Origin of the sequence: Nostoc sp. NZL (genome assembly GCF_015714705.1) — a bacterium.
GTDB lineage: Bacteria > Cyanobacteriota > Cyanobacteriia > Cyanobacteriales > Nostocaceae > Nostoc > Nostoc foliaceum_A.
In genome coordinates, this window is the sequence record NZ_WBKL01000022.1 from 43,836 (window position 1) to 59,085 (window position 15,250).

The following is a 15,250-nucleotide window of genomic DNA, read 5'->3' on the forward strand; positions in this document are numbered from 1 at the left end:
CACAGCAACTATTTTGCCTGCTGTTCAATATGTTTAAATCTTACTAATAACAGTGTGCAAATAATTTTTTAAGTACTAAAAATAATTTGTCCGTTGACTATTGCCACTAATTTTACTCTCAAGGGCCCAGCTGTATAAGTGTCCTCTGCTGCGATCGCTTTGATCTCCAAGGGTTGATTATACTGTCTTAATTGATTGACAAAGCGTAAAAAAGTCCCGTCTACTTGGACATTTTCGACAATTCCGGCGTTACGGGCCCGAAATTGGGAAGCAGAAATCAGTATTTCCAACCGCTGCTGTAACTGATAGGATGTCATGGTTTTGGAATCGGTAGTAGTTGTGGCCAGCACCGCGCCTCCCGAAAAAACCAATTGATTCCGGGCTGTATCGGCAAAAAATTCTATCTGCTTTTCTCCTCTGACATAATTACCAGCGGAAAAAATTCGCACCACGTATTCTTGACCATCCTCAATCTGCTTGCTCAATTTCTCAACCCTCTCCTGGGTGAAGCGTATTAGCTCTGCATTTGCAGGATTTGCGCCGGGTTCACTTAATTCCAGGTTGGCATTGCGATTGGCTTCTTGTAAAAGTTGTACCACTGCCTGACGGGCAGCATTCGGTTGGGTCACACGAACTACACCAGCAGACAGAACTTGACCGCGAACTAAAGCTAGCTTACCCAGACGCAAGTCGCGGTAGGACTGATAATATTTTTCTAACCTTGCAACTTCCAGTTCTAGTTGCTCCTGTTGTCCTTCCAATTCTTTGAGGCGAGATTCCCGTTTGGCAATTACTTGCTCTCGCGCTGCAACTTCTAGATTACGCTTTTGAATTAGTTGATCCAGTTGGGCGATTTTTCGATCGCGCTGTTCTACAGCTTCTTGGCGGTTAGCGAGTTCGCGATCGCGTTTTTCAATAGCTGCTTTGGCTTCATCAATAGCTTTTTTAGCTTCAGCGTAAAGCCTTTGACGTTCTGTCTTCAGTAGTTCAACTGCTGCCTGTAGCTCCTTTCTCTGATTGTAAACGCTTTGCAATTCAGCTATAGCTTTTTGGTACTGAGTTACAACTTGTTCTAGCTGACCTTGAGTGCGTTGGAGTTGAGTTTGAGTTTGGGCTTGTTGACTAATGGTACGGTTCAATTGAGCTTGTGTTTGGCGTTGTTTGGCATTTGCCGCCTGCAAAGATTGATTGATTACCTGCAATTCTTGTTGTGCTTTTGCTTGGGCAATTCTTGCTTGATTTAGCTCACTCTCTACCTGACTTTTCTGAGCTTCTGCGGTTTTTAGCTGTTCCCGCTTCTGCCTGAGGTCTGTTTGAATATCTTCCAATTCAAAGACTCCCTTTCGCAAGCCTTCGTCGGCAGCGAATAAAATTCCTAAGGTTGATGCTGAAATCAAACCGCCCGTAAAAATAGTTACCAGTACAGCAGTATTTTTCGGACGAAGGTTAAAAAGTGAGAGGCGGGCTTTGCCAACTCGTGTGCCGATGCGATCGCCCACGGTTGCAATTACGCCTCCCAGAATTAAAATTGCTGCGATGAGGATGTATCCGGTGGTCATCTTTAGCTACCGAAATCCTTCCAGATACAGCCTACTACTTTTAACCATTGTCTGGAAAGAAGTGGAAATTGGCAATAGCTGAAATTACTCAATTTTTAGATTTACCTCTAGCTATTAGTGTCATTTTTCAAAATAGAACACGCGCCGATTCCCCTTTCTCCAATTGCATTTATGTGAATTGCCTACTTAAGGTAACAGGTTTATGCACAGTAATCTTCTTTTTGTGGATAGAAATCATCTTTTTTTCACGCAAATCCCCTAGTAGCCTAGTAACAGTAACACGAGTCGAACCAATTGCCTCTGCGATCGCTTGATGAGATAACTTCAGATCAATTGTGATCCCATCTGCACAAGGAACGCCAAAATCCCGACAAAGAATTAGCAAAAAACTCACCAACCGAGAACCCATATCTCGGTGAGCGAGAGTTTCAATCATCATCTCCGTTTGTAAAATGCGGGAAGACAGACCTCGCAGCATTAACATTGATAATTCTGGATTTTCCTTGAGTGCTTGCTCCACTTGTTCAATTGGTGCTGACAGTAATTCCACAGGGGTAAATGCAACCGCATGGTAAAACCTATCCGACTTATTTCCCGTCAGCAATGACAAAACACCAAAAACACTATTTTCCCGTAGCAACGCTACCGTTATTTCCTCTCCTGCCTCGTACACCCTGGAAAGTTTAACAGCACCTTTCAAAAGAAAATAAACTCGTTCGGCAGGATCGCCAGGAAAAAAGATCGTTTTATTGCGTTCAAACGTTTCCACAACTGGCGGAAACGCCCCGGTCGCCATCTGACGAAATACATTTGCTAGGGCTTTATCTTGTGTCACGATCATCTCCCTTCCCCTACCCAATGCCGGAAAAACAAAAACTGATTACCTAAGAATACACCCGAAAAATGAATATAGCACCGTCAACCTTTTTGTACTTTCCTATACTCAAACTAATCTCTTCATAACTCTTTGTTTATAATGATACATAATTGTTGATCCTTTCAGCTACTAATTGTTGATAAGTACTTCCAATAGCTGTATTCAAAAGGTTTTTTGAAGAACAAATAAAGTTATTTTGAGAATATCTTTAGAAAAAATCAAGATTTTTGTCACAGCAAACACTCTTACCAATATTCATTTTTGCAAATCCTGTGTAAAACAAAGACAAACTAGCCTCAGATTCTAGTATGCTCCTAATGATCGATCGCATTAACAATTTCTATGCTGAATCTGACTGGAAAAAATGCTCTTGTTACAGGTATTGCCAATAACCGCTCGATCGCCTGGGGCATCGCCCAACAGCTCCATAAAGCCGGAGCAAACCTGGGTATTACCTACCTGCCGGATGAACGCGGCAAAATGGAGAAAAAAGTTGCGGAGTTGGTAGAACCCCTCAACCCCAGCTTATTTCTTCCCTGTAATGTCCAAAATGATGAACAGATTCAATCTACCTTTGAAACAATCCGCAATCAGTGGGGAAAGCTAGACATCCTCATCCATTGTCTTGCCTTTGCTAGCAAAGACGATTTGAGTGGAGATTTTAGCCAAACCTCTCGTTCTGGCTTCAACACCGCCTTAGAAATTAGTACCTACTCGCTGGTGCAGTTAAGTGGTGCAGCTAAACCTTTGATGACAGAGGGAGGTAGTATCGTCACCCTCACATATTTAGGTGGTGTTAGAGCAATCCCCAACTATAACGTTATGGGAGTTGCCAAGGCGGGGTTAGAAATGAGTGTACGTTACCTAGCCGCCGAACTAGGGCCGCAAAATATCCGCGTGAATGCCATCTCCGCAGGTCCCATCCGCACTTTGGCATCTTCAGCAGTCGGCGGGATTTTGGATATGATTCATCATGTAGAAGAAGTAGCTCCCCTACGACGTACCGTCACTCAGCTAGAAGTGGGCAACACTGCCGCTTTCTTGTGTAGTGATTTGTCCAGCGGTATTACCGGACAAGTGCTGTATGTAGATGCAGGATATGAAATTATGGGAATGTGACGCGATAAAGTTAGTAGTTAGGAGTTAAAAATTTATAACTCATAACTCCTAACTTCTAACTCTTTCCACTCCCCATGCAAACAACCAATCGTCAAGTTAATTCAAGCTACGATCAGTCAACTAAAACCCCTCGGATTGCCACTGTCCACCGCACCACTGGTGAAACTGATGTGCAAGTTACCATTAATCTGGATGGTAGAGGAATTTGCACGGCAGCAACTGGCATTCCGTTTTTGGATCATATGTTGCATCAAATTGCCTCCCACGGACTGATTGATATAGATGTCCAAGCCAAGGGAGACTTGGAAATTGATGACCATCACACTAACGAAGATGTAGGCATTACCTTGGGCCAAGCTTTCAACCAAGCACTAGGAGACAGAAAAGGCATTGTCCGCTTTGGTAATTTCCTAGCACCACTGGATGAAGCCTTAGTTCAAGTAGCGCTAGACTTTTCCGGACGTCCTCACCTCAGCTACGGCTTGCAAATTCCTACCCAGCGGGTAGGAACCTATGACACGCAACTCGTGCGCGAATTTTTTGTGGCTTTGGTGAACCATAGCCAAATGACACTGCACATTCGGCAACTGGATGGCATTAATTCCCATCACATTATTGAAGCAACATTTAAGGCGTTTGCGAGGGCAACGCGGCTGGCGGTTGAAATCGACCCCCGTCGTGCTGGCTTGATTCCCAGTTCTAAAGGCGTTTTGTAAAGCTAGCCAGAATTACTTGCCAGGGCTGATATTTTTAATGTTAATTCAGCTACTCTGTTTGCGATAATTGACACACAGGTTAGTGATGGTTATTATCAGCCTACTGGGTAACTTGTAATTAATACCAAGCTGGTAATTCCGAGATGAAGTCTGTTGCAGATGACCCTGATTCTCAACTTAATACCACAGATACTCCGCCAGTAGTCCTGACTTCTGAGTTGCGAAAAGTCTACCGCACTGGTTTTTGGCTAAATCAAAAAGTCGTATCTCTCAAAAACTGTTCTCTAACAGTTTATAAAGGCGAAACCTTTGGGTTGCTGGGGCCAAATGGAGCTGGGAAAACTACCCTTTTAAAATTGTTGCTAGGAATTATTCGTCCTAGCTCTGGACGAGGATTATTATTGGGTGAGCCACTGGGCGATCGCACTATCAAGCAACATATCGGATATCTGCCGGAAAATCCCTATTTGTATGACTATCTCACTGGCTGGGAATTTTTGCAGCTAGCCGCTGGGCTATTCCAAATTCCCCAAAGTATCCAACGCCAACGCATTCCCCAACTGCTGGAATTAGTGGGTTTATCCCAAGCCGATGCCCGCAAAAAGCTGCTGCGTCGCTACTCTAAAGGAATGCTACAGCGTGTTGGCATGGCACAGGCGCTAATTAACGAGCCAGATTTGGTTTTTCTCGATGAACCGATGTCTGGTCTTGATCCGGTAGGACGCTACCAGATGCGGGAAATTATCTTGGCGCTAAAAGCCGCTGGGAAGACGATTTTTTTCAACAGCCACGTTCTTAGTGAAGTAGAACAGATTTGCGATCGCATTGCCATCCTCGCTCAAGGTGAATTAATTTGCTCTGGTTCCCTCAATGAACTCTTAGGTAAAAACAACACATATCACGTAAAAGGTCAAGGTGGTGACTGGGAAATTCTGAAAAAATGGATACCCACTCTCAGATTTGAACCTGATGGTTCATGGCAAGGTACATTACAAGACGATTACTATGATTTTCTCGCCAGTCTTCGTCTCATGGAGGGTAAAATTATCGCCATGAACTTGTCGCGTTACTCCCTAGAAGAGTTTTTTATTCAACAAATTCAAAGGAAAAATGACTCACTTAATTAATCTTCTCGCTTGTTGGTAAATAGTAAATTTTGGATTAATTTGAGGAAGAAAACCCAAAATTTCTGTCTTTTTGAGTTTATCTTTCTCAAGCCAACCTACAAAAAATCAAATTACGATCTATTTTTAAGGTTATTTGTATTTATTTAATGAAATTGTTCATAATTTTGGTAGTCCTAGCAGATTTTGAATCACAGTTAAGATGTCGTAAAATTGACTTTGACAATAAATTTCATTCGTAAGTACTTGTTCGGTTAACAGATAGTTTCTTGTATAAACTATGTTGATTTGTGTAAGTCCTAATATTTTTTGATAATTCCTATATTCAAGTTGGCTTAACTTTAAATTAACTTCACTAAAAATTCAAATTCAATAGACAAATTTACTCCGGAAAATGACACTTTTCGAGGAAAATAAGAGTGTCGGGGAACTTGAATACTTAGGTATAGTCAAAATAAAAATGTTTAGACAGTACTTTATTGATCGTAGTTTCAGAGTCTCAAGGTAAATATGCTTAACACAACTTTGTTTAAATTCCTAACTCAGCCAGTTGTGGGTGTGGCTTTGTTAACTGCTGTCAATGCCGCTGTGCCATCTGCCAGTCTAGCTCAGGGACAACCAGTACCACCAACTACACAATCACCAACCACGCAAACACAAATAGATACTAATTATTCATTAGGAGGCGGCGATCGCATCCGTGTAAATGTATTTGAAGTACCTGAGTATACAGGCGAATACCAAATTCCCCCAGGTGGAGCAATCAACCTACCTTTAATTGGTAGTGTGTCAGTCCTTGGTCTAACAACTGAACAGGCTGCTGACGAAATTGCCAGAAGATATGCTCGCTTCCTCAAACGTCCCTTGATCTCAGTCAATTTGTTATCGCCTCGTCCGATCAATATTTTTGTTGCTGGAGAGGTGACACGTCCAGGGGCTTACACCCTGAGCTTGAGTGGAGGGGCAGGAGATAATCCAGGCGTACAATACCCCACTGTATTAGCCGCACTGACAACAGCGCAGGGGGTAACCCTAGCTGCGGATGTGACTCAAGTACAATTACGGCGTAAAATAGGACGCTCCTCAGAGCAAGTCGTCAGTGTCAATTTGAAGGAACTCATCCAAACAGGCAGGTTATCACAGGATATTACCTTGCGGGATGGAGACACTATAGTTGTGCCAACTGCAACTAACTTCAACGTGGCAGAATCCCGTAATATATTTGCATCTAACTTTGCCGCTAGCCAAACCACACCCCGCACAGTAACAATTATCGGTGAAGTTAACCGTCCCGGTTCGTATCTTGTCACCCCAGCTAGCACAGATGCACAGGGGGGGGGCGCAACCGCTAATAGTGGTACTGTGACTCCTAATGGTCTACCAAATGTGACGCGGGTAATTCAACTAGCTGGGGGAATTACAGCACAGGCTGATATTCGTAATCTCAAGCTACGCCGACCTACAAGATCTGGTTCAGAACAAGCTATAGATATCAATCTTTGGCAATTATTGCAGAGTGGTGATGCCAATCAAGACATCATTGTGCAAGACGGAGATACCATTGTTATTCCGACGGCAACTGAAATCAACCCCGCAGAAGCCACTCAATTAGCTACAACTACTTTGTCTCCTGCACGCATTCAAGTTGGTGTGGTAGGCGAAGTTAAAAGACCAGGGTTAACAGATGTTCAGCCGAATAGCTCTTTAAATCAAGCTATACTAGCTGCTGGAGGATTTAATGATGCCAGAGCTAGTAGTGATGCTGTTGATTTGATTCGCCTCAATCCTAATGGTTCCGTGACTAAACGTATAGTAAAGGTGGATTTCTCCGCTGGGATTAATGAGCAAACTAATCCCATACTCCGCAATAATGATGTTGTGGTAGTCAATCGATCTGGTTTAGCTAACGCTGGCGATACCACAAACACTATAGCTGGGCCTCTAGGTGTTATATTTAGTATTTTGAGGGTGTTCGGACTCTAGTTTAAAATACAGATATGAATTGGGGGCGTTGGTCAAATCTCTCCGTCCCCAAAATTCCATTATTCTATGAGTCAAAGCTCAATCGTCAAGAGTTAATATAGCCCTACTTAATCATTTGTGAAAGATAAAAAGGCTGAAAAGCTTATAAATACGTAAATTTATCTCCGTATTGGATTGCCATAAAAACAACTATAGACTCATTAATTGCAGTATTAAACTAACTCCTGTACTGCTTTTTGAAAGCAAGAATTAAGTAAGTGGATGTGAATAATTAAAGGTTTGTACTAAGCGGCTCCAACCCTATTTTAGGGTTGGAGCCGCTTAGTATGAGCTAACTTAATAAATTTTACATTGGGTAACATAGTTTTATTTATTCTTGCCCACCTACTTCAATGATCGTAGAGCTGTACTCTTGCAGAGAAGCAAGCTATGCAAAGCGTCTTTATATTCTAAAGAAAAACTTGTAGGCTAGAATAGCCGTTCTCGTATTCCTGGGGACAAGCAAGCTACGCACTCATCGACCACAGGATAAGACAAGAGTATGGTACGAACTGGCTTAGATGGAGCGATCGCTGACTCAAAAATTGTATTTTCTATCCCCATTTTAAAATAATATCAAGTAATATTACTCATTGACAAATGGTATGAACCTAAATTTATCACTGAAAATTCTTAATCTGCTATTGATAGGCTTTTTCAAAGTTTGTTTCAGTTACTTTAATTTCTTATGATAATGAGAATTAGTTAGAAGGTAGAGGTATTAATTTCTCGGCTCTGCCTTGTTTATACTCACAAAATGATTCTTATTATCATAAGAAATATTTAAGTAAATTAACTGTTTGATGACAGATATACTATCTTAACCATAGATACCGCGTATACACAGTAGAATGATGTCGAATTGGAAATAACGCTATTTGTACGGTTGCTTAATGTCCATAAATGCGGTAAACATCGATACTGATAATTTGAATTCAGTAATTTTACTAGACAGTTGCCATTTTCTGGAACACAAGCTAAAAAGGCTTTTCAGCCATATTTACGTGGAACCTCTCAGGTGCAATCCTGATAAAGCGTGTATAAACTTACAAATAGCAGTTACATGACCGTATCCAATACTGAGTTACTTACTAAGGCTAGAGTTACTGACCGTTGACAATTTAGTTTTTGCAACATACCCTATTTTTTCCCTATGATGATTCATGGTTTCGGTTTTCTCAGTTTGAGCGCATCTCTTGTACTTCCCTGGGCATTAACAGGACTAGTTCAAGGAGAGAGAATAGCAGAGTCTTTAGTTAAAGATGTTCGTCAGTCATCTACTGATCGGGAAACGACACTACCAAGTCGCAAGTTGATCAGCCAGGTTCCAACTGGGACAACATACTATGTTAGTGGTACCGGAAGCGACAAAAATAGCGGACGCACCACCTCATCCGCCTTTAGGACAATTCAAAGGGCAGCAAATCTGACTAACCCTGGGGACAAGGTACTCATTATGAATGGGGTATATAAGAATGCACACCCATCCGGAACAGTACTAGATATTAAACGTTCTGGAACGGCAAATGCATGGATTACTTATAAAGCATATCCTGGACACCTGCCAAAACTTCAGAATAGTGGATGGCATGGAATTTTTATTTCCAATGGAGCATCATATATAGAGGTAAACGGACTGGATATTGCAGGGAACAATCGCAATATAACCCTTTCGTACGCCCAGAGTCAGAAGTATAATAGATCAAACCCGCTGACTAATGGAAACTGCATCACCATAGATGGACGAAACAGTAAGCGCCCCCACCATATACGTATTCTCAACAACAAAGTACATGATTGTGGAGGTGGAGGCATTTCAGCCATAGAATCGGACTACATAACAGTGGATAATAACGAGGTGTTCAATAATGCCTGGTACTCAGTCTACGGCTGTAGCGGCATTTCGCTGCTCAATACTTGGAATTATGACAACAGCCAGAACTACAAGATGTTTGTGACCAGAAACAAGGTCTACAACAATAAAATGCTCATTCCCTGGATTCAGAACGGAAAGTTCCAAGACGGTAATGGCATTATTGTTGATCGTTCAAGAAATAATGGGTCTGGTGGCTCAAAATTGAGTGCATATCGAGGACGTACTTTGATTGCCAACAATATCTCATATAAAAATGGTGGTTCGGGCATTCATACCTATGAAAGTGACCATGTCGATATTGTCCACAACACAACTTATCTGAATAACCAGACTGCGGGAATTAATTATGGGCAAATCATGAGTAATTCTTCAGCTGATATCAAAGTTTTGAATAACATCCTTTATTCTGCACCTAACAAACCAATAAACGCGCGTTATAACAGTAGCAACACTACTTTCAACTACAACCTATACAACAACAATGGTTCCCGTGTAAGTGTTGTCGGGACTAACGATATTATGGCAGATCCACAATTTTTTAATGCCTCGATTGGTGACTTTAGACTGAAAGGGACGAGTCGGGCAATCAATAGTGGTTTTAGATGGAATAATTTGGCAACCGATGTTCTAGGCAATCCTCGTATCTATGGTTCAGCATCCGATAGAGGGGCACACGAAAAGCAGGATTAGTTAACAATTATCTTTGCTAATTTACGAAGACAGGTATTGAGTTAATAGTAGTATGGCATCGGGTTGTATGGCAAAATTCTGATTTATATAGAGCTTTTGTCTACAACCCGTTGTTTTTACCTGCATTGCTTACCTGATCTACAACCTTGTTTTTAATATCTTGAAGTAGACCCTAAACTTTGGAGATTTTATCTTTTCGCAAGTCCCTTAAGTTCTTTTGTCAACTCCCTTGGTTTAAAATATTCATGATCGTGATATAAATAACTACTAGACTCATGTTTATCAATGATTCCATTCACGACTAAACCTAGGACATTGTAATTGGATCTCTCTAACATCTCTTGAGCAGCGTTAGCACTGTTAGAATCAATTACCCCAGGTCGAGCTACTAACAAAATCCCATCAGTCATTTGGCTTAAAGTTAAAGCATCGGCTGCCAAAAGGAGGGGAGGAGCATCAATAATTACAAAATCATAGTTATGTTGAGATGAAAAATTTTCAATTAATGCTGCCATCCGTTGTGAGTCAAGCAAAGCAAGTGGGTTGTGAGGTCTAACTCCAGCAGTCAAGACATCAAGATTATCCATTACCTTAGATACTGTAACTTCAAATTCGGACTGACCTACAAGAACCTCACTCAAACCAACTGCATTGGTTAGTTGCCAGAGATGATGCTGGGAAGGAACTCGCATATCTGCATCAATTAGTAAAACTTTACGTCCTAGTTGAGCGATCGCTGCTGCCAAATTAGCTGAAACTGTAGACTTACCTTCCTTAGGAACTGCACTAGTTACCACAATAGTTTTGAGCACTTTATCTGAACTCAGGAATTTCAGATTGGCTTGAATCATTCGGTACATTTCACTAGTTAAAGAGTAAGGCGTATCTCTGACAGCAATTTTTTGAGTTATTGATTCTACATTTGAATAACGGGAGCCAACCTTTTTAACAGACAAAGGAACAATTCCCAGCAACGTATATCTAAATACATCTCTGACTTCCTTAAGTGTTTTCAGAGATCTATCTCTCATTCCTAAAAAGAGAACAGTTGTAGTCGCCAAAAATAAACCAAACATCACCCCTAGCAGCAAAACTATCATTTTTTTGCCTGCTACTGGATTTTTAGGCACTAAAGCCTGAGCAATAATCCGGGAACTAGCTGTATTTGTATTTTCTACTAACTGTAATTCTTGAACCTTTTTCAAAAGAGTTTGATATGTCGATTCTGCGACTTCAACTTTCCTTTCTAACTCCCGCTGATTTTGTGCTAACTGTGGTATGATTTTAACTCGCTGTTCGTAGGTAGAACGGGAATTATATAGGGAGGAGAGTCTTTTGGCTAAACCAAAGCGCTGTATTTCTGACTGCAGAAAATTTTGAATCAGGTTTTGTCTGAGTTCTCCAATTTGTAATAGGCTCTGTGGAATTTGTGTTTGATTACCAACAGTCTGACCAATTTGCTGTTGCAGGAGGGATTGTAAGCTAGCTTTCTTTGCTTCTAAGTTAACAATTACGGGATTGTCATCTAGGAAACGGCTACGCTCAATCGCTAGCTGTCGATCGGTTTCTTGAAGTTGTGTAAGAACTCCCTGCACTGCAGGTGACTGACTGAGGGCACTGACTGCGATCGCTTCCTTAGAATTTAGCTCTACTTTCTGGCGCAGTTGATTAGTTTGGGCGTTTACCTCATCCAGTTGAGCCTTAACAGTATTCATCTCATTGTCTAGATTTCCAATAGTCGTAACGGCTGATCTTGTCTCCTCTGATAAATCTGCAATCTGATGCTTTTGCTTAAATATACGTAGGGCTACTTCCGCATTATTAACAGCTTCTTGAGTTTTAGGAAGCTGCTTGGCCATAAATTGACGAGTTGCTGCTGCCTCAGAGCGATTTGTCAGAATGTCATTTTCTAAATAAAGACTCATGATTGTGTTTACGACAGCCGCTGATTGTTCGGGGTCACGGCTGGTATAGCTAATTCGCAATACATCTGTACCACCAACAATTTTTAGTATCAGAGATTTTCGTAGTTGATCTACTTCCAGAGGTTTACCTTCTGAGTCTTGAAGCTGTAGTTTGTCTATTGTTCGCTGCAATAGAGTCGGTGAAGAAATAACTTCTATTTGAGTATTTATAGGATTTTGATTTGCTATCAGGGATTTTAAATCTCCTGCATCTCCTCCTTCACTGTTATTAGGCAAAAGATTAGATCCTACTACCTTAAAAGAAGGAATTCTAAATAACAGTTTTCCTTCGGCTTCATAGGATGGCTTTATAAATTGTGTAGCTACAGCACTGAGCATAACTGTAGCCGCAAATATTGCAGTAGCAGGTAGCCACCATCGTTTCAATATCAATAAGTAACGACTAAGGTCTAAATCAATAGATTCTCTAGATTCCATAGATTTTTGTGACATAAATCTTCAAAAGTACAGGTTTTTAACAAGAAACTAACAATTGACTTACTTAAAGAATACACAAACCACTGCAATTGACAAGACTGATGCGATTTGACAATATGACAATAGTATAGACTATCTAAGTCACAAATTGAGTTCCCATTCTGGCACAATGGTGCCATAGCATTGCAGACCACGCTAGTGAGCAAAAACTAACTTAACAAATTCTGGATTCGAGGTGAGTGAAAGGTGTCGTCACTCTCTAATGCACCATAAATTAACCTTTTAGCATCACTACATACATTGAATTTTTTTTTGCTATTAGCCATTAGTATTAAAATTTTAAATTTGTTTCTCGATTATCAAGGGTCTGATTTTCTCGTCGAAGTTGATATGGCTCTATCCATTGTGAAATCACCCATGATGTCTAAAGTTACCCAGCCCAGTAAAAAACTCATTTTCCAGTCAGTTTGCGATTTTTGACCACATATATTCATTATTCACCCTAATTTAATAAATAACTCTATTGATTTTATTGTTACACATTTGCACGTGTAGGAAGTTTGCTTGATAATATTGCTGATACATAAAGTATCCATTCCAGACTATTTTGCTCTAATAATGTAGTTTCAGTTAAATTTGAAAGAATAATATAGGTTAGATAAAGTAAAAGCCATAAGTTTGCAAATGTTTGATTCCATCGGATTAAATATATCGATCTTAATAAATTAATAACAAAGCCAATTATAAAAACCAAAACTCCTACTAGACCCAACGCTAACCATAAATCGAGAAAACCATTGTGAGCATTAGGAGTATTCCATTGTACAGTTTGTAGAACAAGAGAAGACTCACCATTCTTCTCCCAGAATGCTCCATAGCCATATCCTAACCACGGTTTTTTAGCAATCATATCCAACACAGCAGGCCATAAATCTGAACGTCCAGTAAGTGTTGTGTCCTTACCTACTGAGCCTAAAATTGTATCAGCTTGTGAGAGAAACCAAGTATAAAAAGCTATACCAAATGTTGCTAGCAACGTCACAATAGGTACCATTACTTTATACTTTAAATGTAAAATTCGATAATATATAAGAAAAGCAACTGTAATGATTATAAAATTGCCCAGAGATGTTGTTGATTTGGATAATAATACAAGCACTCCAGAAGCAATATAGCCAAGCCATAAAACCCAGCGATTTTCTCTATTAGTCATAGCAAGGAAGAAAAATATTGCTGCACTAAGTACAAATCTCTTGCCAAGAAGATTCTTATGTGGGTATATTCCTCGCCAAGCAACTGTGCCAACATCGCCTACAATACTGTATTTGGGTATTAATAGAGCAAACAGAAAACACATTACTGCTGAGATACCAAGCATATATGCGCATAACTTCAGTTGTTCTTTCAAGGTGTAGCGTGAAGCTAAATAAAGCCCAAAGAGCATTGTTCCTGCTAAACCTACAACACGACGTATAGTAGTATCTGAATCTAAAGACCAAAAACTAGAGAGTGCACAAACTCCGAGCAATACCCAAATAAATTTATCTCTGCTAAAGACGTAAGTAACCTTCTTCCAACGTAGAGTAATTAAGGAAAGGCTAACTATATAGGTAAAAGTGAAAAGCAATCGGGCTATAAGTCTATCACCTTCTTTGAGGGTAAAGCCATCCGTCATCAAAGGATCTAGTGGAGTTCCTGAATAGATCATTAAACACGTAAGTGTAACTAATTGTTCAACAAAAATTAGAAATTTTCTCATTTTTTATCATGTGTAAATATCATCATATATATTAATTAAACTAATAATTCACAAACTTATGATTACTAGTCTCTGTTGATTTTGAAAAATACTTACCATCTCATTCACTTTTGATGAGATGGCTAGTATTTTGGGGATTAATATTTTTTCATTAAACCCGAAGATAGAAATAACCTACGTTTAAAAGCATATATAAGCGCAGACATTTTGTATCTCGCGCTATGGCCACAATTTACTTTTTTAGTGGTCTTGAAATTCACGTTTCAAGGTTTTTGTAATTATTCTTATCTTCTGTCTTCTGCCTTTCTTTTGTGAAGATCCTCTTATGTTTTGAACTTCTTAATCAAAATAGAGCTAACTCGCTGCCTGATCTGCTGAGGGAACAGCCACATAATTAAGTACAAGCATATATCAATCGGGCGGGGCTTGCCCCAGCGTATAGCTTCCCACAACAAAGGAAAGAAGGCTTTCCAATCACCTACTAAAGACGCAGAAGGACTGATCATTGTTGCAATGAAGCCTGAATAAGCCTTTGGTGTTACTAAATTGCGGGTGGAACGAATCCAATCCAAGGAATATTGCCACTCGTTTATGTTGCTTAAGCGCTTGGTTCCCATATCTGAATGCCAGATTGCCATAGGCTCCGGCACAAACTCTACTCCTACACCTTCCATAGCACTAACCCGAAGCAACCACTCCCAATCCTCATGTCTGTAAAATTTTTCTTCCAGAGGCATTTTTTGCACTAACTCTTTTTTCACGAAAATAGTTGAGGTTTGTATACAGCCCTCTTCTTTAAAAAAGGAGTTACGTGAAAAAAGATATTCACTTAGAGGTTCAGAGAGGCTAGGTACTGGAGTTTAGACTAGGCAACAAGAAAAGACTCAGCAACGCTGAGTTGAAAAGAAACAGACTTCAGAGATGAAAATCTACACTACTAAGCAGATTCTGATTGCTCTTTGCGGGGCTTGGTTGTAGTTTTTTTAACTATGGGGTAGCGAATTCTACGTTTACGTGGTTGATCCGTCTTCCAGCCTGGAGACTTTCCGCGAGATTTGGGTGGTTGGGCTGGAGTACCAATCACCGCAAAAACTCCACCCATAGCT

At 40.4% G+C, this 15,250-nt stretch carries 11 protein-coding genes; 5 read left to right on the forward strand and 6 right to left on the reverse strand.

Annotation, left to right across the window (positions count from 1 at the left end; all coding sequences use genetic code 11):
* Positions 1-68: 68 nt before the first annotated feature.
* Positions 69-1,559: a DUF3084 domain-containing protein gene (locus F8R90_RS02425; RefSeq protein ID WP_196509298.1), complete on the reverse strand. Its 1,491-nt coding sequence runs from the start codon at positions 1,557-1,559 to the stop codon at positions 69-71.
* A 169-nt stretch (positions 1,560-1,728) separates the two neighbouring features.
* A complete protein-coding gene (gene ntcA / locus F8R90_RS02430; RefSeq protein ID WP_010998529.1) occupies positions 1,729-2,400 on the reverse strand; it encodes a global nitrogen regulator NtcA in 672 nt (223 codons plus the stop codon).
* Between the two features lie 378 nt (positions 2,401-2,778).
* Between ntcA and fabI the strand changes: the two genes are divergently transcribed.
* The 4 genes from fabI to F8R90_RS02450 all read left to right on the forward strand — a co-directional run bounded on the left by fabI (position 2,779) and on the right by F8R90_RS02450 (position 7,378).
* Positions 2,779-3,555, forward strand: coding sequence for an enoyl-ACP reductase FabI (gene fabI, locus F8R90_RS02435; protein WP_190897004.1), 777 nt, complete (start codon positions 2,779-2,781; stop codon positions 3,553-3,555).
* A 74-nt stretch (positions 3,556-3,629) separates the two neighbouring features.
* Positions 3,630-4,271, forward strand: a complete 642-nt coding sequence (hisB, locus tag F8R90_RS02440) for an imidazoleglycerol-phosphate dehydratase HisB (protein ID WP_190897002.1) — start codon at positions 3,630-3,632, stop codon at positions 4,269-4,271.
* Between the two features lie 143 nt (positions 4,272-4,414).
* Positions 4,415-5,398 carry an ABC transporter ATP-binding protein gene (locus F8R90_RS02445; protein WP_196509301.1) on the forward strand — a complete coding sequence of 328 codons (984 nt, stop codon included), beginning with the start codon at positions 4,415-4,417 and terminating at the stop codon, positions 5,396-5,398.
* Between the two features lie 507 nt (positions 5,399-5,905).
* Positions 5,906-7,378, forward strand: a complete 1,473-nt coding sequence (locus F8R90_RS02450; protein WP_196509303.1) for a polysaccharide biosynthesis/export family protein — start codon at positions 5,906-5,908, stop codon at positions 7,376-7,378.
* A gap of 468 nt (positions 7,379-7,846) precedes the next feature.
* Here the strand turns inward: F8R90_RS02450 and F8R90_RS33325 are convergent, their stop codons facing one another.
* On the reverse strand, positions 7,847-7,981 hold the full coding sequence (locus F8R90_RS33325) for a hypothetical protein (protein ID WP_269141719.1): 135 nt from the start codon (positions 7,979-7,981) through the stop codon (positions 7,847-7,849).
* Between the two features lie 589 nt (positions 7,982-8,570).
* On the opposite strand from F8R90_RS33325, the gene F8R90_RS02455 reads away from it, so the two are divergent.
* The gene (locus F8R90_RS02455; protein WP_230966054.1) at positions 8,571-9,983 is read left to right on the forward strand and encodes a right-handed parallel beta-helix repeat-containing protein; all 1,413 of its coding nucleotides are present in this window, start codon (positions 8,571-8,573) and stop codon (positions 9,981-9,983) included.
* Between the two features lie 188 nt (positions 9,984-10,171).
* On the opposite strand, the gene F8R90_RS02460 is transcribed toward F8R90_RS02455, so the two are convergent.
* The 3 genes from F8R90_RS02460 to F8R90_RS02470 all read right to left on the reverse strand — a co-directional run bounded on the left by F8R90_RS02460 (position 10,172) and on the right by F8R90_RS02470 (position 14,905).
* A complete protein-coding gene (locus tag F8R90_RS02460) occupies positions 10,172-12,400 on the reverse strand; it encodes a GumC family protein (protein WP_196509307.1) in 2,229 nt (742 codons plus the stop codon).
* Positions 12,401-12,920: 520 nt separating this feature from the next.
* Positions 12,921-14,144 (reverse strand): O-antigen ligase family protein, encoded by a 1,224-nt coding sequence (locus tag F8R90_RS02465; RefSeq protein WP_196509310.1) that lies wholly within the window; start codon positions 14,142-14,144, stop codon positions 12,921-12,923.
* 323 nt (positions 14,145-14,467) lie between these two features.
* The gene (locus F8R90_RS02470; RefSeq protein WP_196509313.1) at positions 14,468-14,905 is read right to left on the reverse strand and encodes a hypothetical protein; all 438 of its coding nucleotides are present in this window, start codon (positions 14,903-14,905) and stop codon (positions 14,468-14,470) included.
* Positions 14,906-15,250: the final 345 nt, after the last annotated feature.